At 70.6% G+C, this 25,668-nt stretch carries 23 protein-coding genes and 1 riboswitch; of the genes, 14 read left to right on the top strand and 9 right to left on the bottom strand.

Going from position 1 to position 25,668, the window contains the following annotated elements:
- The 5 genes from cobN to cobJ are packed head-to-tail and all read left to right on the top strand — an operon-like array spanning position 1 to position 6,584.
- Entirely contained in the window at positions 1 to 3,375 is a 3,375-nt protein-coding gene (gene cobN / locus QE385_RS07230; RefSeq protein ID WP_307100452.1) for a cobaltochelatase subunit CobN, read from the top strand.
- A complete protein-coding gene (locus tag QE385_RS07225; protein ID WP_307100451.1) occupies positions 3,372 to 4,484 on the top strand; it encodes a cobalamin biosynthesis protein CobG in 1,113 nt (370 codons plus the stop codon). The genes cobN and QE385_RS07225 overlap by 4 nt, the downstream gene beginning before the upstream one ends.
- On the top strand, positions 4,484 to 5,113 hold the full coding sequence (locus QE385_RS07220; protein ID WP_261269916.1) for a precorrin-8X methylmutase: 630 nt from the start codon (positions 4,484 to 4,486) through the stop codon (positions 5,111 to 5,113). The genes QE385_RS07225 and QE385_RS07220 overlap by 1 nt, the downstream gene beginning before the upstream one ends.
- Positions 5,110 to 5,838 carry a precorrin-2 C(20)-methyltransferase gene (gene cobI, locus QE385_RS07215; RefSeq protein ID WP_307100449.1) on the top strand — a complete coding sequence of 243 codons (729 nt, stop codon included), beginning with the start codon at positions 5,110 to 5,112 and terminating at the stop codon, positions 5,836 to 5,838. Before QE385_RS07220 ends, cobI begins: the two co-directional genes overlap by 4 nt.
- Complete coding sequence (gene cobJ, locus QE385_RS07210; RefSeq protein WP_307100447.1) at positions 5,835 to 6,584, top strand: precorrin-3B C(17)-methyltransferase; 750 nt, start codon at positions 5,835 to 5,837, stop codon at positions 6,582 to 6,584. Before cobI ends, cobJ begins: the two co-directional genes overlap by 4 nt.
- Here the strand turns inward: cobJ and QE385_RS07205 are convergent.
- Entirely contained in the window at positions 6,560 to 7,306 is a 747-nt protein-coding gene (locus tag QE385_RS07205; protein ID WP_307100445.1) for a cobalt-precorrin-6A reductase, read from the bottom strand. The two genes, cobJ and QE385_RS07205, sit on opposite strands and share 25 nt — an antisense overlap.
- Between QE385_RS07205 and cbiE the strand changes: the two genes are divergently transcribed.
- The 6 genes from cbiE to cobF are packed head-to-tail and all read left to right on the top strand — an operon-like array spanning position 7,305 to position 12,399.
- A complete protein-coding gene (gene cbiE, locus QE385_RS07200; RefSeq protein ID WP_307100443.1) occupies positions 7,305 to 8,504 on the top strand; it encodes a precorrin-6y C5,15-methyltransferase (decarboxylating) subunit CbiE in 1,200 nt (399 codons plus the stop codon). The two genes, QE385_RS07205 and cbiE, sit on opposite strands and share 2 nt — an antisense overlap.
- On the top strand, positions 8,498 to 8,854 hold the full coding sequence (locus tag QE385_RS07195; RefSeq protein WP_307100440.1) for a cobalamin biosynthesis protein: 357 nt from the start codon (positions 8,498 to 8,500) through the stop codon (positions 8,852 to 8,854). The genes cbiE and QE385_RS07195 overlap by 7 nt, the downstream gene beginning before the upstream one ends.
- On the top strand, positions 8,851 to 9,615 hold the full coding sequence (gene cobM / locus QE385_RS07190) for a precorrin-4 C(11)-methyltransferase (protein ID WP_307100438.1): 765 nt from the start codon (positions 8,851 to 8,853) through the stop codon (positions 9,613 to 9,615). The genes QE385_RS07195 and cobM overlap by 4 nt, the downstream gene beginning before the upstream one ends.
- Positions 9,612 to 10,919, top strand: a complete 1,308-nt coding sequence (locus QE385_RS07185) for a cobyrinate a,c-diamide synthase (RefSeq protein WP_307100437.1) — start codon at positions 9,612 to 9,614, stop codon at positions 10,917 to 10,919. The genes cobM and QE385_RS07185 overlap by 4 nt, the downstream gene beginning before the upstream one ends.
- A complete protein-coding gene (gene cobA / locus QE385_RS07180; protein WP_307100435.1) occupies positions 10,916 to 11,638 on the top strand; it encodes a uroporphyrinogen-III C-methyltransferase in 723 nt (240 codons plus the stop codon). The genes QE385_RS07185 and cobA overlap by 4 nt, the downstream gene beginning before the upstream one ends.
- On the top strand, positions 11,635 to 12,399 hold the full coding sequence (cobF, locus tag QE385_RS07175) for a precorrin-6A synthase (deacetylating) (protein ID WP_307100433.1): 765 nt from the start codon (positions 11,635 to 11,637) through the stop codon (positions 12,397 to 12,399). Before cobA ends, cobF begins: the two co-directional genes overlap by 4 nt.
- A 179-nt stretch (positions 12,400 to 12,578) precedes the next feature.
- On the opposite strand, the gene cobO is transcribed toward cobF, so the two are convergent.
- Positions 12,579 to 13,178, bottom strand: a complete 600-nt coding sequence (gene cobO, locus QE385_RS07170) for a cob(I)yrinic acid a,c-diamide adenosyltransferase (protein WP_373424646.1) — start codon at positions 13,176 to 13,178, stop codon at positions 12,579 to 12,581.
- The gene (gene cobU, locus QE385_RS07165) at positions 13,178 to 13,702 is read right to left on the bottom strand and encodes a bifunctional adenosylcobinamide kinase/adenosylcobinamide-phosphate guanylyltransferase (protein WP_307100428.1); all 525 of its coding nucleotides are present in this window, start codon (positions 13,700 to 13,702) and stop codon (positions 13,178 to 13,180) included. The genes cobO and cobU overlap by 1 nt, the downstream gene beginning before the upstream one ends.
- A 27-nt stretch (positions 13,703 to 13,729) precedes the next feature.
- Here cobU and QE385_RS07160 point away from each other — a divergent pair, with 27 nt between their 5' ends.
- The 3 genes from QE385_RS07160 to QE385_RS07150 are packed head-to-tail and all read left to right on the top strand — an operon-like array spanning position 13,730 to position 17,092.
- Positions 13,730 to 14,719 (top strand): aminotransferase class I/II-fold pyridoxal phosphate-dependent enzyme, encoded by a 990-nt coding sequence (locus tag QE385_RS07160; protein ID WP_307100427.1) that lies wholly within the window; start codon positions 13,730 to 13,732, stop codon positions 14,717 to 14,719.
- The gene (cbiB, locus tag QE385_RS07155) at positions 14,712 to 15,650 is read left to right on the top strand and encodes an adenosylcobinamide-phosphate synthase CbiB (protein ID WP_307100425.1); all 939 of its coding nucleotides are present in this window, start codon (positions 14,712 to 14,714) and stop codon (positions 15,648 to 15,650) included. The genes QE385_RS07160 and cbiB overlap by 8 nt, the downstream gene beginning before the upstream one ends.
- Complete coding sequence (locus QE385_RS07150; RefSeq protein ID WP_307100423.1) at positions 15,638 to 17,092, top strand: cobyric acid synthase; 1,455 nt, start codon at positions 15,638 to 15,640, stop codon at positions 17,090 to 17,092. Before cbiB ends, QE385_RS07150 begins: the two co-directional genes overlap by 13 nt.
- Here QE385_RS07150 and cobS read toward each other — a convergent pair.
- The 6 genes from cobS to QE385_RS07120 form a co-directional block, all read right to left on the bottom strand.
- A complete protein-coding gene (gene cobS, locus QE385_RS07145; protein ID WP_307100421.1) occupies positions 17,077 to 17,793 on the bottom strand; it encodes an adenosylcobinamide-GDP ribazoletransferase in 717 nt (238 codons plus the stop codon). The genes QE385_RS07150 and cobS overlap by 16 nt on opposite strands.
- Positions 17,790 to 18,347 carry a histidine phosphatase family protein gene (locus tag QE385_RS07140; RefSeq protein WP_307100419.1) on the bottom strand — a complete coding sequence of 186 codons (558 nt, stop codon included), beginning with the start codon at positions 18,345 to 18,347 and terminating at the stop codon, positions 17,790 to 17,792. Before QE385_RS07140 ends, cobS begins: the two co-directional genes overlap by 4 nt.
- Positions 18,344 to 19,354 carry a nicotinate-nucleotide--dimethylbenzimidazole phosphoribosyltransferase gene (gene cobT / locus QE385_RS07135; protein WP_307100417.1) on the bottom strand — a complete coding sequence of 337 codons (1,011 nt, stop codon included), beginning with the start codon at positions 19,352 to 19,354 and terminating at the stop codon, positions 18,344 to 18,346. The genes QE385_RS07140 and cobT overlap by 4 nt, the downstream gene beginning before the upstream one ends.
- Positions 19,351 to 19,758 (bottom strand): DUF1636 domain-containing protein, encoded by a 408-nt coding sequence (locus QE385_RS07130; RefSeq protein ID WP_307100414.1) that lies wholly within the window; start codon positions 19,756 to 19,758, stop codon positions 19,351 to 19,353. Before QE385_RS07130 ends, cobT begins: the two co-directional genes overlap by 4 nt.
- 91 nt (positions 19,759 to 19,849) lie before the next feature.
- A riboswitch (cobalamin riboswitch) is annotated at positions 19,850 to 20,033 on the bottom strand.
- A 171-nt stretch (positions 20,034 to 20,204) separates the two neighbouring features.
- Positions 20,205 to 22,472, bottom strand: a complete 2,268-nt coding sequence (locus QE385_RS07125) for a S9 family peptidase (protein ID WP_307100412.1) — start codon at positions 22,470 to 22,472, stop codon at positions 20,205 to 20,207.
- Complete coding sequence (locus tag QE385_RS07120; protein WP_307100410.1) at positions 22,469 to 25,606, bottom strand: glycoside hydrolase family 2 TIM barrel-domain containing protein; 3,138 nt, start codon at positions 25,604 to 25,606, stop codon at positions 22,469 to 22,471. The genes QE385_RS07125 and QE385_RS07120 overlap by 4 nt, the downstream gene beginning before the upstream one ends.
- Between the last annotated feature and the right edge of the window lie 62 nt (positions 25,607 to 25,668).

The raw sequence follows: 25,668 nt of genomic DNA, 5'->3' as shown, positions 1-25,668 counted from the left end.
GTGCATCTCGTCTTTCGCGAGAGCCATGGGCTGGAGGAACAGGCGGTTCCGCAGGATCTGGGGCAACGCCCCGGTGACGTGGTGGTGCTGTCCTTTTCCGACAGCGACCTGAGCGCCTTTGCGGCGGGCTGGCGGGCAGGGGGATTTCCCTGGTCGCTGCGGCTCGCCAATCTGGCGGCGCTGGTCCATCCGCTGTCGGTCGATACCTATGTCGAACAGACCTTGGTTCATGCGAAGGCGATCCTGATCCGGTTGATCGGTGGGGCGGCGTATTGGGAATACGGCCTGCGCGAGGTCGAGCGGCTGGCGCGGGAACGCGGGATTGCGCTGGCGGTGCTGGCGGCGGACGGGCGCGAGGACCGGCGGTTGATGGCGGCGTCCACCGTCGATCAGGCGGTGGTGCGGCGGCTGACGGCGCTGTGCGATGCGGGTGGGGCGGAGGCAGCGGCGATGGCGCTGTCGACCCTGGCCTTGACGGCGGGAATGCCAATGTTGGCCGGGAACGAGGAAGGGGCCTCGTCACAAGCTGCATCGCCCGCGGCCCTTGCCCCTCCCCAACCCCTCCCCCTGCCGGGAGAGGGGCTATATGGGCACGCGTTAGCCACAAACACGCCCCTCCCGCAGGCGGGAGGGGATGGGGGAGGGCCCTCTCCGCAACTGGCTCCGGTCGGAGGCTGGTCCCCGAACGGCATAGCCTGCCCCGCCGCAACTTTGCTTAGGGCAACACGCCCCCGCGTCCTGATCGTCTTCTACCGCGCCTATCTCGCCGCCGCCGACCTCGAACCCATCGCCGCCCTCCACGCCGCCCTGACCGAACGCGGCTTCGACCCTGTGGCGCTGTTCGTCCCCTCGCTGAAGGCCGAGGGCGCAGGCCCGTGGATCGCGCGCTGGGTGAAGGCGCTTACCCCCGCCGCGATCGTCAATGCCACCGCCTTCTCCGCACGCGGCGAGGACGACACCACGCCGCTCGACGGGGCGGGCGTGCCGGTGTTCCAGATCGCGCTCGCGACCAGCGACCGCGAGGGCTGGGTGGGTTCGGCACGGGGTCTGTCGCCCGCCGACCTCGCCATGCACGTCGTCCTGCCCGAGATCGACGGACGGCTGTTCGCAGGGGTCATCAGCTTCAAGCAACCCGGCGAGCGCGACCCCGATTTCGACATCGCGCTGCGTCTCCACCGCGCCGAGCCCGCGCGGATCGCCGCCGTGGCGGACAAGGTAGCGGGCTGGGCGAGGCTGGCGACGACCCCGGCGGCGGAGCGGCGGCTGGCGATCCTGCTATCCACCTATCCGGGCAAGGACTGGCAGGCCGCGCATGCGGTGGGGCTGGACGGTTTCGCCTCGGCGAAGGCGATCCTCGGCGATCTGCGCGAGGCCGGTTATGATGTGGAAGCCCCGTCGGATTTGCCCGTCGCGTTGCTCGCCAACCGGATCGCATGGCCGGTGGCGGCGTATCACGACGCACTTTCCACATTACCCGAAGCGTTGCGCGCCGATCTTTTCGAAAGCTGGGGCGCGGTCGAGCAGGACCCGTTGGTCGAGGGCGATGCCTTCCGTTTCCCCGCCCTGACGCTGGGCAAGGCGATCGTCGCGCTCCAGCCCGAACGCGGCCGACCGAGCGCGCGGGGTGAGGATTATCACGACCTGTCGCGCTGTCCGCGTCACGCCTATGTTGCTTTCTACCTCTGGCTCCGCGCGCAAGCGATCGACGCGCTGGTCCATGTCGGCGCGCATGGCACGCTGGAGTGGTTGCCCGGTAAGGCGGTCGCGCTGTCCGATGCCTGCTGGCCCGAGGCGCTGGCCCGTGACTGGCCGGTCCTCTATCCCTTCATCGTCAACGATCCGGGCGAGGCGGCGCAGGCCAAGCGGCGGCTGGGTGCGGTCACTCTCGGCCATGTCCCTCCGGCGCTGGTCCAGGCGGAGACGGGCGCGGGGCTGGGGCGGCTGGAGGCGCTGCTCGACGAATATGCCAATGCCGATGGCCTCGACCCCGCGCGCCGCGACCGGCTACGCGGCCTGATCGCGGAGGAGGCGGACAGCGTCGGGCTGGGCGAGACGCTGGGGCTGGCGGGGGCGGAGGATCCGCTCGCCCGGATCGACGCCTTTGTCTGCGACGTGAAGGATAGCCAGTTCGGCGAGGGTCTCCATGTCTTCGGGCGTGGCGAACAGGGCGCGGCCGAGCGGGCCGGGCTGCTGGCGGGGCTGGATGGACGACGGGTGGCGGCGGGGCCATCGGGATCGCCCTACCGGGGCCGCGCCGATGTGCTGCCCACGGGGCGCAACCTCTACGCCATCGATCCCCGCGCGGTGCCAAGCCGCGCCGCGCAGACGCAAGGGGTCAAGCTCGCCGAGGAACTGATCCGGCGGCACATGCAGGAGGAAGGCGATCACCTGCGCACCCTGATCGTCGATCTCTGGGGATCGGCGACGATGCGCACGGCGGGGGAAGAATTCGCCATGGCGCTCCACCTGATCGGGGTCGAGCCGCTATGGGACCACCGTTCAGAACGGGTGACGGGGTTCGAGGTGATGCCGCTGATGCGCTTCGACCGGCCGCGCGTCGATGTGACGCTGCGCGTGTCGGGGCTGTTCCGCGACGCCTTCCCGCATCTGGTCGCCTTGTTCGGACAGGCGGTGCGGGCGCTGGGCCAGCGTGACGAAGAGCCCGAATGGAACCCCTATGTCGGGCAGGCGACCCCGCGCGTCTATGGCCCCGCGCCGGGCCGCTATGGCATCGGGCTGGACCCGGAGGCGGCCTATGACGAGGCCGCGCGGATCGCGGCGGGGGAAAGCTGGCTCGCGGCCTCGGCGACCGCGCTCGACGATGGCGACCGGCGCGACGCGGCCGGGATCGCCGCGCGGGTGGCGGGGGCGCAGGCCTTTGTCCATGTCCATGACCTTCCCGAAAGCGACCTGCTGCTGGCGGCGGACTATGCCGCGCATCAGGCGGGTTTCGCGGCGGCGCGGGCGGCGCTGGGAGAGGGGGCGGCGTCGCTCTATCATCTCGACACGCGCGATCCGGCCAGCCCCAGGGCGCGGACGCTGGCCGAAGAGATCGCCCGCACCGTCCATGCCCGCGCCGCCCATCCGCGCTGGGTGGCGGGGATGATGGCGCATGGCTTTCGCGGCGCGGCGGAGATCGCGGCGACGCTCGACCATCTGGGCAGCTTCGCGCATCTGGCCGACATGGTGCCCGCGTCGCTGATCGACCTGTATTGGGACGCGACGCTCGCCCGCGACGAGGTGCGCGACTTCATGGCGCAGGCCAATCCGGCGGCGCTGGCGGCGATGGAGGCGCGGTTCGCGGCGCTTCATGCGGCGGGGCTGTGGCGGACGCGGCGCAACTCGGTACTGGCGATGCTGGACGGCGCGGCATGAGCGGGTTCGTGGTCAAGGGCTGGTGCCCCGATGCGTGGCGGCCGATGATGGCGGGCGACGGCCTGCTGGTGCGGGTGCGCCCGGTGCTGGCGCGGTTGACCGGACCCCAGGTCGAGGGGCTGTGTGCGGCCGCGATCCGGCATGGCAATGGCCAGATCGACCTGACGGCCCGCGCAAATCTGCAACTGCGCGGCGTCGCCTATGCGGGCTGGCCCACGTTGATCGAGGAATTGCAGGCGCTGGGGCTGGTAGACGCCGACCCGGTGCGCGAGGGGCGGGGGGCGATCCTCGTCAACCCCGACTGGTGTGAGGGCGACGACACGCATGCCATCGCCGAAGAACTCCGCGCGCGTCTGGCCGAACTGCCCGAGTTGCCCGGCAAGGTGGGTTTCGTCGTCGATGCGGGGCCTGCGCCGATGCTGACCCACGCGCCCGGCGATTTCCGTATCACGCGCGCCGCCACTGGGGAGTTGCTGTTGCGCGCCGATGGTCGTGCGAGCGGTGTGGCCGTCACGCGGTTTACTGCCGTCGATGCCTTGATCCGGCTGGCGCACTGGTTCGTCGAGAGCGGTGGCTGCACCGCCGGGCGGATGGCACGTCACGACGCCGCTCTACCCGGTTGGGCGAACGGCGATATCGTGCCCGCCGCACCCGTCGTACCACTACAGCCCGGCACGCATCCGATCGGTGCGGTTTATGGCCTGCCCTTTGGTCGAATCGACGCCGCGTCGTTGGCCACCTTCGATTGCGCGGTTCGCCTCACCCCCTGGCGATTGATGATCGCGGAGGGCGTCGCACCTGCGCCCGCTATTGGAATGCTGCTGTCCGATAGCCCGATCCTGCATGTCGACGCCTGTGTCGGCGCGCCCGCCTGTCCGCAGGCGAGCGTCGAGACCCGCGATCTGGCCGCCCGCCTCGCGCCGTCGATCGAGGGGCGTCTGCACGTCTCGGGTTGCGCGAAGGGCTGCGCGCGGGCACGGGCGGCGGACTGGGTGCTGACCGGGCGCGAGGGGGCTTTCGATCTGGCCCGCCACGCCCGCGCCGGGGCGGCACCGCTTCACACCGGATTGTCGCCCGAGCGGGCGGTCGCGCTTCTCGGAGCCTGTTGATGCCCTATAGTTACGAAACCGATGGCGCGGCGATCTATCGCCAGTCCTTCGCCATCATCCGCGCCGAGGCGGAGCTCGCCCGCTTCGATGCGGAGGAGGAGCCGGTCGCGGTCCGCATGATCCATGCCGCCGGGCTGGTCGAACTCGCCCCGTCGATCCACTTCTCGCGCGGCTTCGCGACGGCGGGGCGGCAGGCGCTGGCGGCGGGCGCGGCGATCCTGTGCGACGCGCATATGGTCAGCGAAGGCGTCACGCGCGCGCGGCTGCCCGCCGACAATCCGGTGATCTGCACCTTGCGCGATCCGTCGGTGCCTGCACTGGCCAAGGATATGGGCACGACCCGCTCCGCCGCCGCGCTGGAGCTGTGGCGACCGCATCTGGCGGGCGCGCTGGTGGCGATCGGCAATGCGCCGACCGCGCTCTTCCACCTGCTGACCATGTTGGAAGACCCCGACTGTCCGCGCCCGGCGGCGATCATCGGCTGTCCGGTCGGCTTTGTCGGCGCGATGGAGTCGAAGGACGCGCTGTGGGAGGCGATGCCCGTCCCTTGCGCCATCGTGAAGGGCCGTCCGGGCGGCAGCGCGATCACCGTCGCGGCGATCAACGCGCTGGCGAGCCGCGCCGAATGACGACGGGCACGATCCACGGTGTCGGTCTCGGCCCCGGCGCGGCGGACCTGATGAGCGTCCGCGCCGACCGGCTGGTGCGCGGCGCGCGGCACGTCGCCTATTTCCGCAAGGCCGGGCGGCGCGGCCATGCGCGGACCATCGTCGAGGGCATGTTGCGGGACGACGTGGTCGAATATCCGATGGACTATCCGGTCACGACCGAGATCGTCTTCACCGACCCGCGCTACAATGAATGCCTGTCGGCCTTCTACGCGACCTGCACCGCGCATATCCTGTCGCTGGTGCGGCGCGGCGAGGATGTGGTGGTGCTGTGCGAGGGCGATCCCTTCTTCTACGGCTCGTTCATGCACCTGCACAGTCGACTGCTTCCCCACGCCCCGGTCGCGGTGGTGCCCGGCATCACCGGCATGTCGGGTGCCTGGACCGCCAGCGGCGCGCCGATCACCTGGGGCGACGATGTGCTGACCGTCGCGATGGCGACCCTTCCCGAGCCGGAACTGACCCGCCGCATCGCCGAGACCGACGCGCTGGTCGTGATGAAGATCGGCCGCCATTTGCCCAAGCTGCGCCGCGCCATCGCGGCGGCGGGGCGGTCGGACCAGGCGTGGCTGATCGAACATGCCGCCCAGGCGGGCGAGCGCGTGCGGCGGCTGGCGGAGGTGGAGGACGCGCCCGCCCCCTATTTCTCGATCGCGCTGATCCACGGGCAGGGGCGGCGGCCATGAGCGGCTGGCTGATCGTCGCGGGGCTGGGGCCGGGGGCGGACGCCATGGTCACGCCCGAGGTATCGGCGGCGCTGGCGGAGGCGACCGATGTGGTCGGCTATATCCCCTATGTCGCGCGCGTGCCCGAACGCCCCGGCCTCACCCGTCATGCCAGCGACAACCGGGTCGAGCGCGACCGCGCGCTCCATGCGCTGGAAATGGCCGAGGCGGGCGCGCGGGTGGTCGTGGTCTCCTCGGGCGATCCGGGCGTCTTCGCCATGGCGGCGGCGATCTTCGAGCGGGTGGAGGAGGACCCGACCCGCTGGCACGACCTGGACATCCGCGTCCTGCCCGGCATCACCGCGATGCTGGCGGCCAGCGCGCGCGCGGGCGCGCCGCTGGGGCATGATTTCTGCGCGATCAACCTGTCCGACAACCTCAAGCCTCAGGCGCTGATCGAGCGTCGATTGCAACTTGCGGCAGAGGCGGATTTCGCCATCGCACTCTACAATCCCCGGTCCAAGGCGCGGCCCGATGCGCTGGACTCAGCCTTTGCGCTGCTCCGCGAGACGTGCGGCGACGACCGTCCGGTGCTGTTCGCCCGCGCCGTCTCGACACCGGAGGAGCATCTGCGCATCGTGCCCTTGCCCCAGGCGCGGGGCGAGATGGCGGACATGCGAACCGTCGTCATCATCGGGTCCAGCCGCACGCGGATGATCCCGCACTCGGGCCGCCCGATCCTCTACACCCCGCGGACGACGCCGTGATCGAGCCAGTCGAGCACCCCCGCGACGCTCTCCACCTGAGGCCGGTCGGGGATGAAGGGGCGGTCGATCATCACGACCGGCAGCCCGAGCTCGCGCGCCGCCTCCAGCTTGGCCCGCGCGCCCGCGCCGCCCGCATTCTTGGCGGCGATGACCTCGATCCGGTGTTCGCGCAGCAGGGCCAGTTCGCCCGCCAGCGTGAAGGGACCGCGATCCACGACCAGATGATGGCGCGGCAGGGCGGGGACCTCGGCGGCGTCGACGAAGCGCAGCAGGTAGAAATGCTGCGCAGCATCGGCGAAGTCCCCGATGGTCTGGCGACCGAGCGCGAGGAAGATTCGTGCCGCCTCGCTGCCCAGCGCCGCCACGGCCTCCGCCGTATCGGCGACGCGAATCCAGCGGTCGCCAGGGCCGGTGTCCCAGGCGGGTCGGGTCAATGCGAGCAGCTTGACGCCCGCCAACTCGGCCGCCGCGATCGCATTGGCGCTGATGCGCGCAGCGAAGGGATGGGTGGCGTCGACCAGATGCGTCACGCCCTCGCGGGCCATATGATCGGCCAGCCCCTCGATGCCGCCAAAGCCGCCGACCCGCGTCGGGATCGCCTGCGCGCGCGGCGCTTCGGTGCGGCCCGCATAGCTCAGCACCGCGCGTTCGCCGCGCTGCGCGAGCGCGGTCGCCAGCGCGCTCGCCTCGGTCGTGCCGCCGAGCAGAAGGATATGGCGCATGGCTGACTCCGGACCCTGGCTGACGATCGTTGGGATCGGCGAGGATGGCTGGGACGGCCTGACCGCCCCCGCACGCGCCGCGATCGAATCGGCCGATAGCGTGATGGGCGCGGCCCGTCACCTATCGCTGCTGCCCGAGCGCGGCGCGGCGCGGCGCATCGTCTGGCCGGTGCCGTTCGCGGACGGGGTGCCGATGCTCCTCGACCGGCGGGGGGAACGGGTGGTGATGCTCGCCTCGGGCGATCCCTTCTGGTTCGGCGCGGGGTCGGTCGTGACCCGTCACCTGGAGCCGGGGGAGTGGATCGCCCATCCCGCCCCCTCGACCCTGTCGCTGGCGGCCGCGCGGCTGGGCTGGCCGGTCGAGACCATCCGGAGCGTCGGGCTGCACGCCCGGCCGATCGAGACGCTGCGCCCGCATCTGGCGCCGGGGCGGCGGGTGCTGGCGCTGATGCGCGACGGGGCAGCGGTGCCGGGGCTGGCGGCCTGGCTGGTCGATCAGGGTTTCGGCGACAGCGTGTTGACCGTGCTGGAAGCGCTGGGCGGTCCGCGCGAGCGGGTGCGGCGGACGACGGCGGCGGCGCTCGACGGGACCGACATCGCGCACCCGGTCGCGGTGGCGATCGAGCCTGCGGGAGACGGCCGCGCCCTGCCTTGCGCGAGCGGGCTGGACGATGACTGGTTCGCGCATGACGGACAGATCACCAAGCGCCCCGTTCGCGCGCTTGCACTGTCGGCGCTGGCTCCGCGTGCCGGTGAGCTATTGTGGGATATCGGCGCCGGTTCGGGGTCGGTCGCGATCGAATGGCTGCTAAGCGACCCGACGACCCGCGCCATCGGTTTCGAGCGCGATCCAGACCGCTTGGCCCGCGCCCGCGACAATGCCTTGCAACTGGGCGTCGAGCGGCTCGAACTGATCGAGGGGGATGCGCTCGACCGGCTCGCCGACCGGCCGCATCCCGATGCGGTCTTCGTCGGCGGCGGCCTGTCGCGGCCGCTGGTCGAGGCCCTGCGCACCCTGCCCCGGTGCCGCCTGGTCGCGCATGCGGTGACGCTGGAGACGGAGGCTTTGCTGGCCGAGTGTCATGCCCGTTTCGGGGGAGAGCTGTTGCGGATCGAACTGGCCCAGGCCCGGCCGCTGGGGACGAAGCGCGGCTGGAAGGCCAGCTATCCCATCGTCCAGTGGCGGGTCGCATGGTGATCGCCGGGTTCGGATGCCGGGCGGGGGCGACCCCCGACTCCGTCCGCAGCGCGCTGGCGGCGGCGGGCATCCGCCCCGATGCGCTGGCCGTGCCCGCCGACCGCGCGGCCGTCATCGCCGAATTTGCCGAAGGGCAGGGCCTGTCCGTCCATCCGATCGACGCGGACCTGCTGGACGGCCTGGATACGCCGACCCGCTCGATCGTCAGCCTCGCCCGTCGTGGCGTCGGCAGCGTGGCCGAGGCCGTCGCGCTCGCCGCCGCCGGGCCGGGCGCGCGGATCGTCGTGCCCCGCCTGATTTCCTCCGACCGCATGGCGACCTGCGCCATCGCCCAAGGACCCGACCAATGACCGTTCACTTCATCGGCGCCGGACCCGGCGCCCCCGATCTGCTGACCCTGCGGGGGCGCGACCTGATCGCGGCCTGCCCGGTATGCCTCTATGCCGGATCGCTGGTGCCAGAGGCGGTGCTGGCGCATTGCCCGCCGGGCGCCAAAATCGTGAACACCGCGCCGATGACGCTCGACGAGATCATGGCCGAGATTTCCGACGCGCATCGCAAAGGCCAGGATGTCGCCCGGCTCCATTCGGGCGACCTGTCGGTCTGGTCGGCGATGGGCGAGCAGGTGCGGCGGTTGCGCGAACTGGGCATCCCGGTGTCGGTCACGCCCGGCGTACCGTCCTTCGCGGCGGCGGCGGCGGTACTGGAAAGCGAGCTGACCCTGCCCGGCATCGCCCAGTCTGTGATCCTGACCCGCACCCCCGGCCGCGCCAGCGCCATGCCCGAGGGGGAGACGCTATCCGCTTTCGCCGCGACGGGATCGACGCTGGCCATCCATCTGTCGATCCACAATCTGGCCCGGGTCGTCGCCGACCTGACCCCGCATTACGGCGCGGACTGCCCCGTCGCGATCGTCTGGCGCGCCAGCTGGCCCGAGCAGCGCATCGTCCGCGCGACGCTAGCCACCATCGAGGACGCCGCCGCCGATGGGCCGGAGCGGACCGCGCTGATCCTGGTCGGGCGCGTCCTCGACCAGAGCGATTTCGCCGAAAGCCGGTTGTACGCGGAAGGCTATGACCGCCGCTATCGTCCTGGGAACACTGTCGAATGACGCCCGGTTTGATGATCGCCGCGCCCGCCTCGGGCACCGGCAAGACTACGGTGATGCTGGGCCTGCTCCGCGCGTTTCGCGACGCGGGGGTGGCGGTGCAGCCGTTCAAGAGCGGCCCCGACTATATCGACCCCGCCTTCCACCGCGCGGCGTGCGGGCGGGCGTCGTTCAACCTCGACGGCTGGGCGATGCCCGCACCTCTGCTCGATACGCTGGGACAACGCGGGGCGGATGCCGAACTGGTGCTGGCGGAGGGCTCGATGGGGTTGTTCGACGGCGTTGCCAGACCCGGCGCGACCGGCATGGGCAGCAGCGCGGAGACGGCGCGGCGGATGGGCTGGCCGGTGGTGCTGGTCATCGACGTGTCGGGACAGGCCCAGTCGGCGGCGGCGACCGCGCTGGGCTTTGCGCGCTTTGACCCCGACCTGCGGGTGGCCGGCGTGATCCTGAACCGCGTGGCGAGCCCGCGTCACGAGCGGCTGGCGAAGCTGGGGTTCGAGGAGATCGGCCTGCCGGTCTTCGGCGCGCTTCCCCGGCGCGGCGATCTGGTGCTGCCCGAGCGGCATCTGGGGCTGGTGCAGGCGGTCGAGCATCCCGAACTCGACCGGCTGATTGGCGACTATGCGGCGTTCCTGGCGGCGCATGTCGACTTGGAAGCGATCCGCGCGGCGGCCTATGCCAAGACTGCGCCCGCTACCGACGTGATCCTGCCGCCGCCCCCGGCGCAGCGGATCGCGCTGGCGCAGGATGCGGCTTTTTCCTTCGTCTACCCGCATATGCTGGAGGGCTGGCGCGCGGGCGGGGCGGAGGTCTTGCCTTTCTCGCCGCTCGCCGATGAAGCCCCCGATGCGTCGGCCGATCTGGTCTGGCTGCCCGGCGGCTACCCTGAGCTTCACGCCGGGCGGCTGGCGGCGGCGGAGACGTTCCGAGCCGGACTGGCCGACCATGCCCGGACCAGGCCGGTCCATGGCGAGTGCGGCGGCTATATGGCGCTGGGCGAGGCGCTGATCGATGCCGAGGGCGTCAGCCACCGGATGGCGGGGCTGCTCGGCCTCGTGACCAGCTATGCCAAGCGCAAGATGCATCTGGGTTATCGCCGTGCGACGCTGCTGGGCGAGGTGGCGGGGATGCCCGAAGGCGCGGTATTGGGCGGACATGAATTCCATTATTCGACCGTCCTCGAACAGCCCGACGCGCCGCTTGCGCATGTCGTCGATGCGCAGGGCGAGGCGGTGCCCGAAACCGGATCGCGGCGGGGGGCGGTGACCGGCACCTTCTTTCATCTGGTGGCGCGCTGGTGGTGAGCGGCTTCGTCCATCTGGTCGGCGCGGGGCCGGGCGATCCCGAATTGCTGACGCTCAAGGCGGTGCGCTGCCTGGGGCAGGCCGATGTCGTGCTGTTCGACGATCTGGCCGCCGGACCGATGCTGACCCATGCGCGGCCCGGAGCCGAACTGATCGCGGTGGGCAAGCGGGCGGGCCGCGCCTCGCCCAAACAGGCGGAGATCGACCGGCTGCTGGTCGACCACGCCCTGGCGGGCAAGCGGGTGGTGCGGCTGAAATCGGGCGATCCCGGCATTTTCGGGCGGCTGGAGGAAGAGATGGTCGCGCTGAAGGCGGCCGGTATCGGCTTCGAGATCGTCCCCGGCGTCAGCGCGGCGAGCGCGGCGGCGGCGGCGGCCGCCATTCCGCTGACCCGGCGGGCGGAGGCGCGGCGGGTGCAGTTCGTGACCGGTCATGACGTGACCGGCGCGCTGCCCGCCGACCGCAACATGGCGGCGCTGGCCGATGCGAGCGCGACGACGGTGGTGTTCATGCCCAAGCGGACCTTCCCCGCGCTGGCCGAGGCGCTGATCGCGCATGGCCTGCCGCCCGAAACGCCTGCGCTGATGGCTGAGCATGTCGGCTGTCCCGACCAGCGGCTGACCCGCTCGACCGTGGCCGGGCTGGCCGCGCGACTGGCGGAGGGTGTGTCGGCCAAGGCGGCGCTGATCCTCTATGGCCCGTTGATGGAGGATTTGTGATCAATCTCGACCTGATCGGCATCGGCACGGGCAATCCCGACCATCTGACCCGTGCCGCCGAGGCTGCGATGCGCGCTGCCGACCTGATCCTGCTGCCGCGTAAAGGCGATAAGGCCGAGCTGATCGACCTGCGCCGCGACATTTGCGCGCAGGTGCTGATGGGGGCTGAGGTGCGGGTGGTCGAGTTCGACCTGCCGGTGCGTGCGGCGGAGGGGGCCTATCTCGATACGGTCGAGCATTGGCATGACGCGATCGCCGAATGCTGGGCGGCGGAGATTGCCGCGCATCTGCCGGATGGCGGGCGGGTGGCGCTGCTCGTCTGGGGCGACCCCTCGCTCTATGACAGCACGATCCGCATCGCCCGGCGGCTGGCGGCGGTGGAGCGGGTGACGGTGGTGCCGGGGATCACCAGCCTCCAGGCGCTGTGCGCGGCGCATGCCATCCCGTTCAACGCGGTCGGCGCGCCGGTGATGGTGACGACCGGGCGGCGCTTGCGCAAAACGGGCTGGCCGCAGGGGGCGGATAGCGTCGCGGTGATGCTGGACGGCGGATGCGCCTTCACGACGCTCGATCAGCCGGATGTCGCGATCTGGTGGGGGGCGTATCTGGGCATGGCGCAGCAGGCGATCGAGTTCGGGCGGCTGGCGGATGTGGCCGAGCGGATCGTCGCGCGCCGGGCGGAACTGCGGCGGGCGCATGGGTGGATCATGGATGTGTACCTGCTGCGGCGCGGCGGGGATTTGGTGGGGGAGGGGTTTTGACGATGTCCCTCAACTCGCCGCTAGCCGCTCCCCTCCCGCAAGCGGGAGGGGATGGGGGAGGGCAGCGCCCCAAATTGTGTCGCGCGTGGCCGGGCCCCCACCCCAAACCCCTCCCCCCTTCCGGGAGGAGGGGCTTAAAACGGATTGCCTCGCCGCAAGCTTCTGCCGGGCGGAGGGGGTCAGAACTCGATCCCCTTCTGCGCCTTCACGCCCTGTTCGCGGAAGGGATGCTTCACCTGCGTCATGTCGGTCACCAGATCGGCCGCCGCGATCAGCGCGTCGGGGGCGTTGCGGCCCGTGATGACGACATGGGTCATCGCGCCCTTGGTCGCCAGCACCTCCAGCACCTCGTCGACCGGCAGATAGTCATAGCGCAACACGATGTTCAGCTCGTCCGCGACGATCAGGTCATAGGCCGGGTCGGCGATCATCCGCTTCACCTCGTCCCAGGCGGTGCGCGCGGTGGCGATGTCGCGGGTGCGGTCCTGGGTGTTCCAGGTGAAGCCCTCGCCCATCGCGTGGAAATCCACCTCGGGAAAGCGCGCCAGCACCGCCGCCTCGCCGGTGGTCATCGCGCCCTTGACGAACTGGACCATGCCGACGCGCATCCCGTGGCCGACCGCGCGGATCACCATGCCCAGCGCGGCGGTCGTCTTGCCCTTGCCCTTGCCGGTATGGACGATGACCAGCCCCTTTTCGGCGTCGCGCGCGGCGACCATCCTGTCCTGCGCGACCTTCTTCTTGGCCATGCGCTCGGCATGTTCGGCGTCGGTTCGCATCATTTCTCTCCTGAAAGACGAAGGGGCAGCCCGGCGACCACCAGGTCGGTCGCGTCGCAGACCCGCGCCAGCCGCTGGTTCAGCGACCCTTGCGCATCGCGGAAGCGGCGGGCCAGCGCATTGTCGGGGACGATGCCGAAGCCGACCTCGTTGCTGACCAGCACGACGGGGCCGGGCGCGTCCGCGATGGCGGCGACCAGCGCATCCCCCGCCGCCGTCAGGTCGGCCTCGCCAAGCAAGAGGTTGGTCAGCCACAAGGTCAGGCAGTCGACCAGCAGCACCCGGTCGGCACGGCCATGCGCGGCCATGGCCTCGGGCAGCGCGAGCGGCGCCTCCACGGTCGTCCAGCGCGCGTCGCGGTCGGCCTGGTGCCGTGCAATCCGGTCGCGCATCTCCGCGTCCCAGGCCTGCGCCGTCGCGATGAAGCAGCCGGTCGGCGTCATCGCCTCGGCCAGCGACTGGGCATGGCGGCTCTTGCCCGACCGGGCACCGCCGAGGACGAGGATAGTGCGGGGCGTGTGCATGCCCGTCCGCATCGCGGGAGCCGGGCTGTGACGCAAGCGGAAATGGCCGCGCTGACCTATCATGGCGGCCGGATCGATGCGGCCAAGGCGCTGTTCCCGAACGCGCCCGCGCCGTGGCTGGACCTGTCGACCGGCATCAATCCGGTTCCCTGGACGCCGCCCGAGGGGCTGGACGTCGATGCGGGGCCCTTGCCCGATCGCGGCGCGCTCGCGCGGCTGGAGGCATTGGCGGCGGCGCATTTCGGGGTCGCGGCCGAGCGCGTCGCGGCGGTGCCGGGCAGCGAGATGGCGTTGCGGCTGTTGCCGCTGCTCGGGGTGGCCCAGCCGATCGTGGCGCTTCGCCCCAGCTATGGCACGCACGGCGCGATCGCCACGACGCGGGTCGATCATGCCGCGCTGGAGAACTGGGCGGGGCAGTCGGGCAGCCTGTTGCTCGCCAATCCCAACAACCCCGATGGCGTGGTTCATACCGGCGGGACACTGGCCCGGCTGGCCGAGGCGCAGGCGCACGCGGGCGGCTGGCTGATCCTGGACGAAGCCTTTGCCGATGCGATGCCGGATCCCGGTTTCACCGGCGGCGCGCGGGTGGTGGTGCTGCGCTCGTTCGGCAAATTCTTCGGGCTGGCGGGCGTGCGGCTGGGCTTCGTGATCGCTGCGCCCGCGTTGCTGTCGCGGTTTCGCGGCCTGCTGGGCGACTGGCCGGTGTCGAGCCATGCGATGGTCTGGGGCGGCGCGGCCTATGCCGATCGCGGGTGGATCGCGGCGACTCGCCTCGCGCTGGTCGAGCGCGCGGCGGCGCTCGATGCCGTGCTGGCGCGGCACGGGCTGGTCGCGACGGGGGCGTGTCCGCTGTTCCGCATGGTCGAGACACCGGACGCGGGGTCTGTTTTCCACCGGCTGGCGGCGGCGGGGATTCTCGTCCGCCCCTTCGCCGACGCGCCCCAGCGGTTGCGTTTCGGCGTGCCCGCCTCGCTCGCGGAGCTTGCGCGGCTGGACAAGGTATTGAGTGATGGCTGATCCGATCGCGCTGGTGGCGCTGGCGCTCGATGCCGCGATCGGCTGGCCCGATCGGCTCTATGCCTGGGTCGGGCATCCGGTGGGCGGCTTTGCCCGGTTCCTCAATGCTTGCGAACGGCATGGCAACCGGCCCGACCGGTCCGAGGCGACCCGCCGGGCGCTGGGGGTGGCGACGATCCTGGGGCTGATCGCGCTGACTGGTGCGGCGGCATGGTGGCTGGACCGCGAGGCGCATCTGCTGTTCGGCCGATGGGGCTGGATCGCCAGTGCAGTCCTGGCCTGGCCCGCGCTGGCGCAGCGTAGCCTGTACGGGCATGTCCGCCCGGTCGCCGACGCGCTGATGCGCGGCGACCTGCCCGCCGCCCGCTCGGCGGTCGCGCGGGTGGTGGGGCGCGATACCCAAAGGCTGGATCAGGCGGGCGTGTCGCGCGCCGCGATCGAGACGCTGGCGGAGAGTTTCTGCGACGGCATCGTCGCGCCGCTCTTCTGGCTGCTGCTGCTCGGCCTGCCGGGCGTCTGGGTCTATAAGGCGATCAACACCGCCGACAGCATGATCGGGCACAAGGAGCCGCGCTGGCGCGCCTTTGGCTGGGCGGCGGCACGGATCGACGACGGCGCGAACTGGATACCGGCGCGGATCGCCGGGGTGCTGGTCTGTGTGGCGGGCGCGGGCGGCTGGGCGGTGATGAAGCGCGATGCGCGCGCCCATGCCTCGCCCAATGCGGGCTGGCCCGAGGCGGCGATGGCGGGGGCACTGGGCGTCGCGCTGGCGGGGCCGGTGAGCTATGACGGGGTGACCCAGATCAAGCCCTGGATCGGGCGCGGCGGCCGAAGCGCGACGCCCGCCGATATCGTGACGGGCTTGCAGATATATGCCCGTGCCTGCCTGTTGCTGTGGATCGTCGCGGGGGGTGTCGCATGGCTGGCGTGATGATCCAGGGCACCGGGTCGGATGTCGGCAAGTCGGTGCTGGTGGCGGGGCTGTGCCGGGTCTTCGCCAATCGCGGGCTGACCGTCCGCCCGTTCAAGCCGCAGAATATGAGCAACAACGCCGCCGCCACCCCGCAAGGCGGCGAGATCGGCCGGGCGCAGGCGACCCAGGCGATGGCGGCGCGGGTCGAACCGCATGTCGACATGAACCCGGTGCTGCTCAAGCCGCAGGGCGATCGCAGCTCGCAACTGATCGTGCGCGGGCAGGTGCGCGGGATGCTGCCCGCGTCGAAGTGGCGCGAGGGGCGGATCGAGCTGCTCCCCGAAGTGGTGGAATGCTATCGACGGTTGGAGGCGGATTGCGACCTCGTCATCGTCGAGGGCGCGGGCTCGCCCGCCGAGGTCAATCTGCGCAGCGGCGATATCGCCAATATGGGCTTTGCGCGCGCGGCGAACGTGCCCGTGGTGCTGGCCGGAGACATCGACCGGGGCGGGGTGATCGCGTCGCTGGTGGGGACCAAGGCGGTCATCGACCCGGCCGATGCCGCGATGATCCGGGGCTTTCTGGTCAACAAGTTTCGCGGCGACCCGGCGCTGTTCGCCGATGGCATGGCGCTGATCGCCCGGCATACCGGCTGGCATTCGCTGGGGCTGATCCCCTGGCTGGCGGACGCGCGCCGCCTGCCGAGCGAGGATGCGGTGGCGCTGGAGCGGCCCGCCGCCGGGACCGGGGGGCGGGTGGTCATCGCCTGTCCGATCACCCCGCGCATCGCCAATTTCGACGATCTCGATCCGCTGCGCCTCGAACCTCAAGTCGATCTGGTCATGGTCCGTCCCGGCCAACCGATTCCCGATGCCGCGATGATCGTGCTGGCGGGATCGAAGACGACCATCGCCGACCTGGCCTTCGTCCGCGCGCAGGGGTGGGATATCGACATCGCCGCGCACCACCGGCGCGGGCGGCCGGTACTTGGCCTGTGCGGCGGCTATCAGATGCTCGGGCAGCGGGTGGCCGATCCGGATGGCGTCGAGGGCCCGGCGGGCAGCGTCGCGGGGCTGGGGCTGCTGGATGTCGAGACGGTGCTGACCGGCGAAAAGACGGTGCGGCCGGTAACGGGCGAGGCGCTGGGCGCGGCCTTTTCCGGTTATGAGATTCACCTTGGCCGGACTGAGGGGCCGGATGCCACACGTCCCGTCGGGCACCTCGCCGATGGCCGGGCGGAGGGTGCGATGAGCGCCGACGGGCTGGTCGCGGGCAGCTATGTCCATGGTCTGCTGGGCGAGGCGGGGCAGCGCGCGGCGTGGCTGGCGCGGATCGGCGTGGCGGGGGCGGGGCCCGATCACCGCGCCGATGTGGACGCCGCGCTCGACGCCATCGCCGCCGTGCTGGAGGCGCATGTCGATTGCGACGCGCTGTTGCGGATCGCTCAGGACGCCAGATAGAGGAGGGCGACGATCAGCAGGCCGGTCTCGGTCAGCTCGATGCCGGCGCCGTGCACATCGCCGGTCACGCCGCCCAGCCTTCGCCGGAACCAGAACGACAGCGGCAGGATCAGCAGCGGCGTGACGGCGATGGGCGGACAGGCCAGACCCAATAGGATCGCCGCCAGCAGCCAGGCGATCATGTCGAACGGCCGCACCGCGCGCGCCACCAGCGCCCCCAGCCCGCCGGGGCGCAACGGCGGCAGGACGCGCGCCCAGACCAGCGGCCCGACCCGCGCCGCCGCCGGGATCAGCGCGAGCATCGGCCAGGCGCGCGCGGGCATTGCGTGGAGCAGCACCAGCTTGGCGAGAAGCTGCATGACGAGCGCCACGACGCCGAAGCTGCCGATCTGCGGCTCGGCCATCACCGCCAGCAGCCGCGACCGGTCGCCATGCGCCGCGCCCAGCCCGTCGGCCAGGTCCGCCAGCCCGTCGAGATGCAGCGCCCCCGTCACCCAGACCCAGGCCGCCAGCCCCGCCAGCGCCCCCGCCCAGGGATCGATATGCTGGCCGAGCCACGCCGCCCCCGCGACGATCGTCCCGACGACCAGCCCGGCGACCGGATAGAGCCGGATCGCCGCCGCGAAATCCGCCTCGTCCGCTGCGACGCGCGGCATGGGCAGGCGGGTCAGGAAACCGAGCGCAAGGATCAGCGCTTTCATGCCGTGACCAGTCCCGTCACCTGCGCCGCACGGGGGCGGCCGTCCCATACCTCCAGCGTCAACAGGCTGGCATAGGGCAGCGCAAAGGCCCAGACGGCGCGGCGGTCGAACCCGCACAGGATATGCAGCGCCGCGCGCATCGCGCCGCCATGGGTGACGACCAGCGTCGGTTCGGGCGGCAGCTCGGCGATGGCCGCCGCGACGCGCGCGACGAGATCGGACCAGCGCTCCCCGCCCGGCGGGGGGGCGGCATCGGGATCGTCCCAGAACCGGCCGAGCGCGGTCCGGTCGATCGCTTCGGGCGCCAGCCCGTCCCAGTCGCCGAAATCCAGTTCCCGCCAGCGGGGATCGACCGTGGCGGGTCCGATCGCCTCGGCACAGGCGCGCGCGCGCGACAGGTCCGAACTGATCCGCCGGGTCACCGCCAGATCGCGTCCCCGCGCGGCGCAGGCGGCGATGCCCTCGACCGTCGCCGGACTGTCGGTCCGCCCCAGCATCCGCCCCGCCGCCTCGGGCTCGCCATGCCGAAGCAGATGCAGGCGAAACGCGCTCACGCGCTCGCCACGCCCGCCTCGGCAAAGGTCGCCATGCCGTCATGCGCCGCCAGCGCCGCGCGGATGACCTGGACCGCCACCGCCGCACCGCTCGCCTCGCCCAGCCGCATGTTCAGCGACAGGATCGGCGCAAGGTCCAGCCGGTCGAGCAGCCGGATATGGCCGGGCTCCGCCGAGCAATGGCCCGCCAGGCAATGGGCGGTGATCGCGGGATTGACCAGCGCCAGCGGCGCGATCGCGGCGGTGCCGATGAAGCCGTCCAGCACCACCGGCACGCCGCGGGTGCGTGCCGTCAGGATCGCCCCCGCCATCGCCGCGATCTCCCGCCCGCCCAGACGGCGCAGCAGCTCGAACGCGCTGGTCAGATGCTCGTGGTGCAGCGCCAGCCCCTCGGCCACCACCGTCGCCTTGCGCGACAGGCCGCGTGCATCCACCCCGGTGCCGGGACCGACCCAGTCGGCGGGATCGCCCCCGAAACTGGCGGCGGCCAGCGCGGCGGCGGGGGTGGTGTTGCCGATCCCCATCTCGCCCAGCACCAGCAGGTCGGCATCGCCGACCGCCGCCGCCCCCGCCGACAGCGCGGCCAGGCATTCCGCCTCGCTCATCGCCGGGCCGGTGGTGAAGTCGACCGTCGGCCGGTCGAGGTCGAGCGGCACGACCGACAGGTCCAGCCCGGCGGCGGCGGCCAGCGCGTTGATCGCGGCGCCCCCGGCGGCGAAATTGGCGACCATCTGCGCGGTCACTTCCGCCGGAAAGGCGCTGACCCCGCGCGCGACCACGCCGTGATTGCCCGCGAAGATCACCGCGCGACCGCGATCGATCCGGGGCCGCTCGCGCCCCTGCCATCCGGCCAGGAAGATCGCGATGTCCTCCAGCCGTCCGAGCGAGCCCGGCGGCTTGGTCAGCTGTCCCTGCCGCCGCGCGGCGGCGTCGCGCGCGCCGGTATCCGGCGCGGGCAACACGGCCAGGGTCGTCTCGAAGCTGGCGATGGTCGGGAAAGCGCTCATTCGACGATGAATCCCTCGGGCGGCGTGCGGGTCAGGAAATGGCCCTTCACCCCTTGCGGCCATTGCTTGTACGGCACCTGTCCCCAATCGCTGTCGGCATAGGCGCGCGCATAGTCCAGGATCGCACGCGCGGCCTCCTCGTCGGGGGCGAATTTGCCCATCACATAGCCGACCTTGCCGGGGCAGCGAAGATGGACCGTGCAGAAGGACTGGCAGGCAAAGAGGCAGGGCATCTCCTCGACCGCCACATCCGCATAGGCCGGGTCGGAGGCTTTCACCGCGCGCAACGCCTCGACCAGCAGCGCGCCGCCGCGCCGCCCTTCGGCGTCCTCGCGCGCATCGTCGGACAGGCGACAGGTGTTGCAGGCGACCACGGCGGGACCGTTCGCGGCGGGTTTCAGCATGAACAGGGCTCGGTCATCGGGGCATGTCTCCACAAAGGCGCTGTCGTCGCGCGAGGGGATAGCCCCGTCCGCCCGGTACACCCTGACCGGCCGAAAGACGACCGCGACGGGCAGGTCTCCTGGCTCGCGGGTCGGTGCCGGTCCGCCGCCTTCTCGGGTTTCCCCAATGGCGTCATGGCGGATGGCTCGCCGCTTACAGTTGCAGGGGCAGCCGGGGCATCGCACCCCATTCCCTTTTCATCCCCCGAAGGGGAACCTGTCGCAGGGCGAGCGATAGGCGCGGGGAGGGCGGGAGGCAACACCGCTATTCCCTTCCCAACCCCCGCCGTCCGCCCCGGCGGAGGCCGGGGCCCAGTTGCCGTGTCGCTCGTGGGGCGCCCGATGGAACGCCGAAACTGGACCCCGGCCTTCGCCGGGGTGGTGCTATTGTGGCTGAGGGAAGGGTGCTATTCCTCCCCGCGCAACGCCTTCAGGAAGAAGGCATATTGCCGCCGCATCGCATAGGCCACCGGGCCGCTGCTGCGCCCGGCGGTATGCTCGCCGCCGGGGATGACCAGCAGGTCGAAATCCTTGTCCGCCTTGATCAGCGCATCGACCACCTGGGTCGTGCTGGCGGGATCGACATTGGAATCCTGCTCGCCGACGACCAGCATCAGCTTGCCCTGCAACTGGTGCGCATGGACCACGCCCGAGGCGTCCAGATAGCTCTGGTCGACCGGATAGCCGAGCCATTGTTCGTTCCAGTCGATCTTGTCCATCCGGTTGTCGAAACACCCGGCATAGGCGACCCCGGCCTTGTAGAAATCGGGGTGGAACAGCAGCGCGTTCAGCGTGCTCTGTCCGCCCGCCGAGCCGCCATAGATGCCGACGCGGGAAAGGTCGACGGCGGGGTCCTTCGCCGCCAGCGCCTTCATCCAGGCGATTCGGTCGGGAAAGCCGCTATCGGCCAGGTTCTTCCAGGCGACGTCGTGGAACGCCTTGGAGCGGTTGGCGGTGCCCATGCCGTCGATCATCACCACGATGAAGCCCAGATCGGCGAGCTGCTGCATCCCCATGACCTTGTCGCCGCCGGAAAATCCGCCGAACGGCCAGAACGCCTTGGGCACGAAACTGTCATGCGGCCCGGCATAGATATTCTCGATCACCGGATAGCGCTTGGCGGGATCGTAATCGCGCGGGCGGACGACCAGGCCGTAAATATCGGTCTTCCCGTCACGCCCCTTGGCGGAGAAGCGTTCGGGCGGGCGGAATCCGGCGGCGGCCAGTGCGGTGATGTCGCCCTTTTCCAAAGTCTGGATCAGGCGACCGTCGCGCGCGTCGTGCAGTTCCATCGTCTCCGGCAGGTCGGTGCGCGAATAGACGTCCACATAGGTCGTCATGTCGGGGGAGAAGCGGACCTCGTGCGTCGCATTCTCCCGGGTCAGCCGGGTCAGGTTGCGGCCGTCGAAATCGACCCGGAACCATTGCTTGTAATAAGGGTCTTCGCCGGGCACGAAGCCGCTGGCCGAGAACCAGATCTGGCGCTTGTCGTCATCGACCTTGGCGATGTCGCGGACGATCCATTGGCCCTTGGTGATCTGGCGAACGATCCGGCCGGTCGTGCCGTCGATCATATAGAGATGCCGCCAGCCGTCCCGCTCCGACGCCCAGAGAATCTCGCGGCCCCTATCCTTCACGTCATGCGACCAGATGCGGTCGCGAAAGACGAAGGTCTTCGCGGTTTCGGTCACGGCGGCATGCGCCTTGCCGGTATCGGCATCGACCGCGATGATCTTCGCCTCGCCGAAGCCGCGCTTCAGATCGTCGAAGGCGAAGCTCTTGCCATCCGCCCGCCAGGTCGGGGCCGACAGGGTATAGGCATTTGCGAACAGCGACGGGTCGATCTCGGTCCGCTTGCCGTCGGCGACGCGGAACAGGACGGGTGCCTCCTGATCCACCGCGTCGCCGGGCTTGGGATAGAGTTGCTGGACGACCTCGGGCTGGACCTTGCCCGGCGGCGCGGCGAGGACGCGGGTGACCATGCGGGGATAGCCGGGGCGGACGCGCTGGAGCGCGATATGCTGGCCGTCCGGGCTCCAGGCGATCGTCTCGGGATCGTAGAAATTGGCGGGGCTGCCGTCCTGGGACCGCCACAATTCCTTGCCGCCCCCGGCCTCGCGCACGACCAGATTGTCGTCGAGGACCAGCGCCTCCAGCCTGCCGCCGGGCGAGAGGCGGGGATGGTTGTCGGCGGGCACGCGCAGGTCGCGCACCACGCCGAAGCCGCGCGGGCGGCCGGGGTTTTCCGGCGGGACGACGGTGCAGGCGGGCCGGGCGAGGACGCAGCGATAGGTGACGCCGTCCTCATAGCCGATGCTGAAGGTGATCGCCGAACGATCGGGCGTATAGGCGAAATGATCGAAGGGCAGGCGGAGCGGTGCGATCGGCTTGCCCATGACCCTGGCCAGTGCGGGGGCGAGCGCGGCGGCGTCGAAGGCGGGGGCCTTGGCGCGGCTGGTTGCGTCCACATCGACGAAGGCGAAGCCGCCCGCCACCGTCTTGCGATAATGGAAATGCCGTCCGTCCGCGTCCCACTCGGCGGGGGAGGCGATGTCGCGGGTCAGCCATTGCCATTGCTCGCGAAGGGCCAGCGACCTGGCGATGCGGTCGGGCACGTCCTGCGCGGCGACCGGACCGGCGGCGAGCAACAGCGAAAGCGTCAGCAGGGTCTTCAACGGGCCGCTCCGATGGTGAAGCTGTAGGTCAGGGGCTGGAGCGGAATGCGGTACGGCATGTGCGCACGGCCATCGAGGTTCCAGCCGGTATCGCCGCCGACCCCGACCTGCGCGGCGTCGATCAGCAGCGTGCCGTCGCCATGCGGGCGGATGTCCGAGCTGTGCGCCTGGGACGGCGGCTTCATCGCCAGGTCGGCATAGGGGAAGGGTAGGGCATTGACCGAAAGCGGCTGCGCCCCCGTCACACGGAGCCCGACCCCGGTGCCGGTGAGTTGCAGCCAGCGCACATCGGTCTTGTTGCCGCTCTCCTGCGGCCGGGCATAGTCGTGATACTGGTCGGCCAGCGCCCCGCTCCAGCGGGCGATCATCGCGCCGGTCTTGCGGTCGGCATAGCTTTCCCACGGGCCGCGCCCGAACCAGCTGACCTGGGTGAATTGCTGCCCCGGCGTCGCGAAGGCGAGGCCGACGCGCAGGGGATCGGGCAGCGTCGCGCGCAGCGGCGTGAAGCGCACGGTCGCCGTCGCATTGCCGTCCGGCGCCATGGTCCAGCGGGTCTGCATCTTGACCGATCCGACGCCCATGTCGTGATCCACGACGATGGCATCGCCCTCGCGCCGGATCGCGTCGAGGCGGCGATGCTCGGAGAAATATTGCCACATCGCATGGCTCTTGGGCACGCCCGCGCCCACGTCATTGTCGGTCGGCGCGCGGGTGAAATCGGGGGTGCCGCCGGTCAGCAGCGTCTTGCCGCCCCGCGCATAACGGCGGACGAGCCCGGTCGTCCGGTCGATCTCCAGCACGGCATCGCCCGCCGCCAGCGTCATCGCTTCGGCGCTTTCCTGCGGCGCGACCGACCCGGTTGGCACGGCGGCGAAGACCGGGCCGGTCAGCGCGAACTGGTCCCAGCCGACGACATGGCCCGCGGGCAGCGGCGGGATCGCCCCCGCTTTGGTCCGTGCGCGCAGGATCAGCGATCGCTCGGCCGAGGCATCCCTCGGCGCGGGCAGGGTGAAGGCCAGGGGCGCGCTGGCCCCCGCCGCCACGGACGGGGTGGCGATGCTGCCGCGCGCCGTCTCGACGCCATTCTCCATCACCGTCCAGTCCAGCGTGAAGCGCGACAGGTCGATATGGTCGTGGCGGTTGACCACCTGCCACCCGCCGTCCTTGTGGGTGAAATGGATCGGCGACTGGACATGCGCCATCTCGTAATATTCGGGGTCGGGGGTCCGGTCCGACTGGATCACGCCGTCGCCGACCGGGCTGTCGTCGCCGTGCAGCCCGGCATCCTTGGGATCGGGATCATAGTCCAGGCCCTGTCCCCAATAGGGGCGGCCGTCCTTGTCCTTCAGGATCATCGTCTGGTCGACCCAGTCCCAGACGAAGCCGCCCTGGAGCTTGGGATATTTGCGGAACACGTCCCAATAGCCCTGGAAGTCGCCCAGGCTGTTGCCCATCGCATGGGCATATTCGCACAGGATCAGCGGCTGGGTGAATTCCGGGCGCTGGGCATAGTCGGCCAGCTTCTCCACATCGTCATACATGGGGGCGAAGATATCGACATAGGCATTGGTCGGATGCCGCCAGCCGCTCATGCTGTAACCCAGGAAGTTGATCAGCCGGGTCTTGTCATGCGCCCGGATCCACTTCGCCGCCGCCTCGAAATTCGGACCCACGCCGCTTTCATTGCCCAGCGACCAGAAGATGATCGAGGGGTGGTTGCGATCGCGCTCGACCATCCGCTGCACCCGGTCGAGATGCGCCGCCGCCCATTCGGGCTTGTGGCCCAGGTTCAGCGTCGGATCGCCCTTTTCCTGGGTGAGGCTCAAGTAACCGTGGCTCTCGATATTGGCCTCGTCCATCACGTAGAGGCCATATTCGTCGGCCAGGTCGTACCAGCGCGGATCGTTGGGATAGTGGGAGGTGCGGACCGCGTTGATATTGGCGGCCTTCATCAGCTCGATATCCTTGCGCATCGTCTCTTCGGACACGACGCGGAAGGTGTGCGGGTCATGCTCGTGGCGGTTGACGCCGCGGATCATGATCCGCTTGCCGTTGACCCGCACCTCGCCGCCCGCGACCTCGACGGTGCGGAAGCCGATGCGGCGGCTGGTCGCCTCGATGAGCTTGCCCTTCGTGTCGAGCAGTTCGACCAGCAGCGTGTAGAGGTTGGGGTCCTCAGCGCTCCACGTCTTCACCGCCGGAACCTCGGCGGCGATCGTCGCGGTCGTGCCGGTCGGCGTCGCGGTCCGGGTCAACACGACCCGCTTGCCGTCGAGCAGCGTGGCGCGCACCGAGGTCGCCTGCGCCGCGCCCGCCAGGTCGGTCGCGGCCGACAGCGTCCCGTCGCGATAGTCATGGGTCAGCCCGGCATCGATCGCCAGATCGCGGATATGCGTCTGCGGCGCGGCATAGAGGGTGATCGACCGCTCGATCCCGTTGACCCGCCAGAAATCCTGATCCTCGAGGTAGCTGCCGTCCGAATGGCGGTAGAGTTCGATCGCGATGGTGTTCCGCCCCGGCCGGGCGGCGCGGCTGATGTCGAATTCGGCGGGGAGCTTGGAATCCTCCGAATAGCCGATCTTCTGGCCGTTGACCCACAGATAATAGGCCGCCCCCGCCGCGCCGATGTTGAGGAGCAGGCGGCGTCCGGCGAAATGCGCCGGAACGGTGAAGTCGCGGCGATAGGACGCGACCTCGTTCAGCCGGTGCTCGATAAAGGGTTCGTTGCGCGGAAAGGGATAGCCGCTGCCGACAAAGACCGGGCGGCTCAGCCCCTGGGCCTGGAGGATGCCGGGCACCGCCACGTCGCGCCATTTCGACACGTCGCGGGCGGGATCCTCGAAGCCGACGGGTCGCGCCTCGGGATTGGGCGACATCTGCACCTTCCACCTCCCGTCGAGCGACAGGTGATAGCGCGACCGGGCGACATCGCCCGCCAGCGCCGCCGACCGCGTCTCGAACCCGGCGAAACTGCTGTGCATCGGCTCCGCGCCGATCCGGTTGATCGCGGGATTCTCCCAATCGGGGCGGGGCGGGACGGGTTGGACGGGTTGGGGAGCCGGGGTTTGCGCCAGCGCGCTGCTCGCCATCATGGCCGACAGGCTTGCCCACAGGGCCAGTCGCTTCGTCGCCATATCCCATCCTCCTCCTCTGAAACCACGCCATGCTAGATTATACGGAATACAATTTAAAGGCA

This window comes from Sphingomonas sp. SORGH_AS_0950 (assembly GCF_030818415.1).
Taxonomy (GTDB): Bacteria; Pseudomonadota; Alphaproteobacteria; order Sphingomonadales; family Sphingomonadaceae; genus Sphingomonas.
This window is presented reverse-complemented; position numbering and strand designations above follow the sequence as displayed.

Coding starts and splice junctions, on each gene's coding strand:
- cobM (WP_307100438.1), top strand. CDS start 8,851: ATGACCGTTCACTTCATCGGCGCCGGACCCGGCGCCCCCGATCTGCTG.
- cbiB (WP_307100425.1), top strand. CDS start 14,712: ATGGCTGATCCGATCGCGCTGGTGGCGCTGGCGCTCGATGCCGCGATC.
- cobU (WP_307100428.1), bottom strand. CDS start 13,702: ATGCACACGCCCCGCACTATCCTCGTCCTCGGCGGTGCCCGGTCGGGC.
- QE385_RS07130 (WP_307100414.1), bottom strand. CDS start 19,758: ATGCTGAAACCCGCCGCGAACGGTCCCGCCGTGGTCGCCTGCAACACC.
- QE385_RS07225 (WP_307100451.1), top strand. CDS start 3,372: ATGAGCGGGTTCGTGGTCAAGGGCTGGTGCCCCGATGCGTGGCGGCCG.
- QE385_RS07185 (WP_307100437.1), top strand. CDS start 9,612: ATGACGCCCGGTTTGATGATCGCCGCGCCCGCCTCGGGCACCGGCAAG.
- QE385_RS07220 (WP_261269916.1), top strand. CDS start 4,484: ATGCCCTATAGTTACGAAACCGATGGCGCGGCGATCTATCGCCAGTCC.
- QE385_RS07205 (WP_307100445.1), bottom strand. CDS start 7,306: ATGCGCCATATCCTTCTGCTCGGCGGCACGACCGAGGCGAGCGCGCTG.
- QE385_RS07195 (WP_307100440.1), top strand. CDS start 8,498: ATGGTGATCGCCGGGTTCGGATGCCGGGCGGGGGCGACCCCCGACTCC.
- cobJ (WP_307100447.1), top strand. CDS start 5,835: ATGAGCGGCTGGCTGATCGTCGCGGGGCTGGGGCCGGGGGCGGACGCC.
- cobO (WP_373424646.1), bottom strand. CDS start 13,178: ATGCGAACCGACGCCGAACATGCCGAGCGCATGGCCAAGAAGAAGGTC.
- cobS (WP_307100421.1), bottom strand. CDS start 17,793: ATGAAAGCGCTGATCCTTGCGCTCGGTTTCCTGACCCGCCTGCCCATG.
- cbiE (WP_307100443.1), top strand. CDS start 7,305: ATGGCTGACTCCGGACCCTGGCTGACGATCGTTGGGATCGGCGAGGAT.
- QE385_RS07150 (WP_307100423.1), top strand. CDS start 15,638: ATGGCTGGCGTGATGATCCAGGGCACCGGGTCGGATGTCGGCAAGTCG.
- cobT (WP_307100417.1), bottom strand. CDS start 19,354: ATGAGCGCTTTCCCGACCATCGCCAGCTTCGAGACGACCCTGGCCGTG.
- QE385_RS07120 (WP_307100410.1), bottom strand. CDS start 25,606: ATGGCGACGAAGCGACTGGCCCTGTGGGCAAGCCTGTCGGCCATGATG.
- cobI (WP_307100449.1), top strand. CDS start 5,110: ATGACGACGGGCACGATCCACGGTGTCGGTCTCGGCCCCGGCGCGGCG.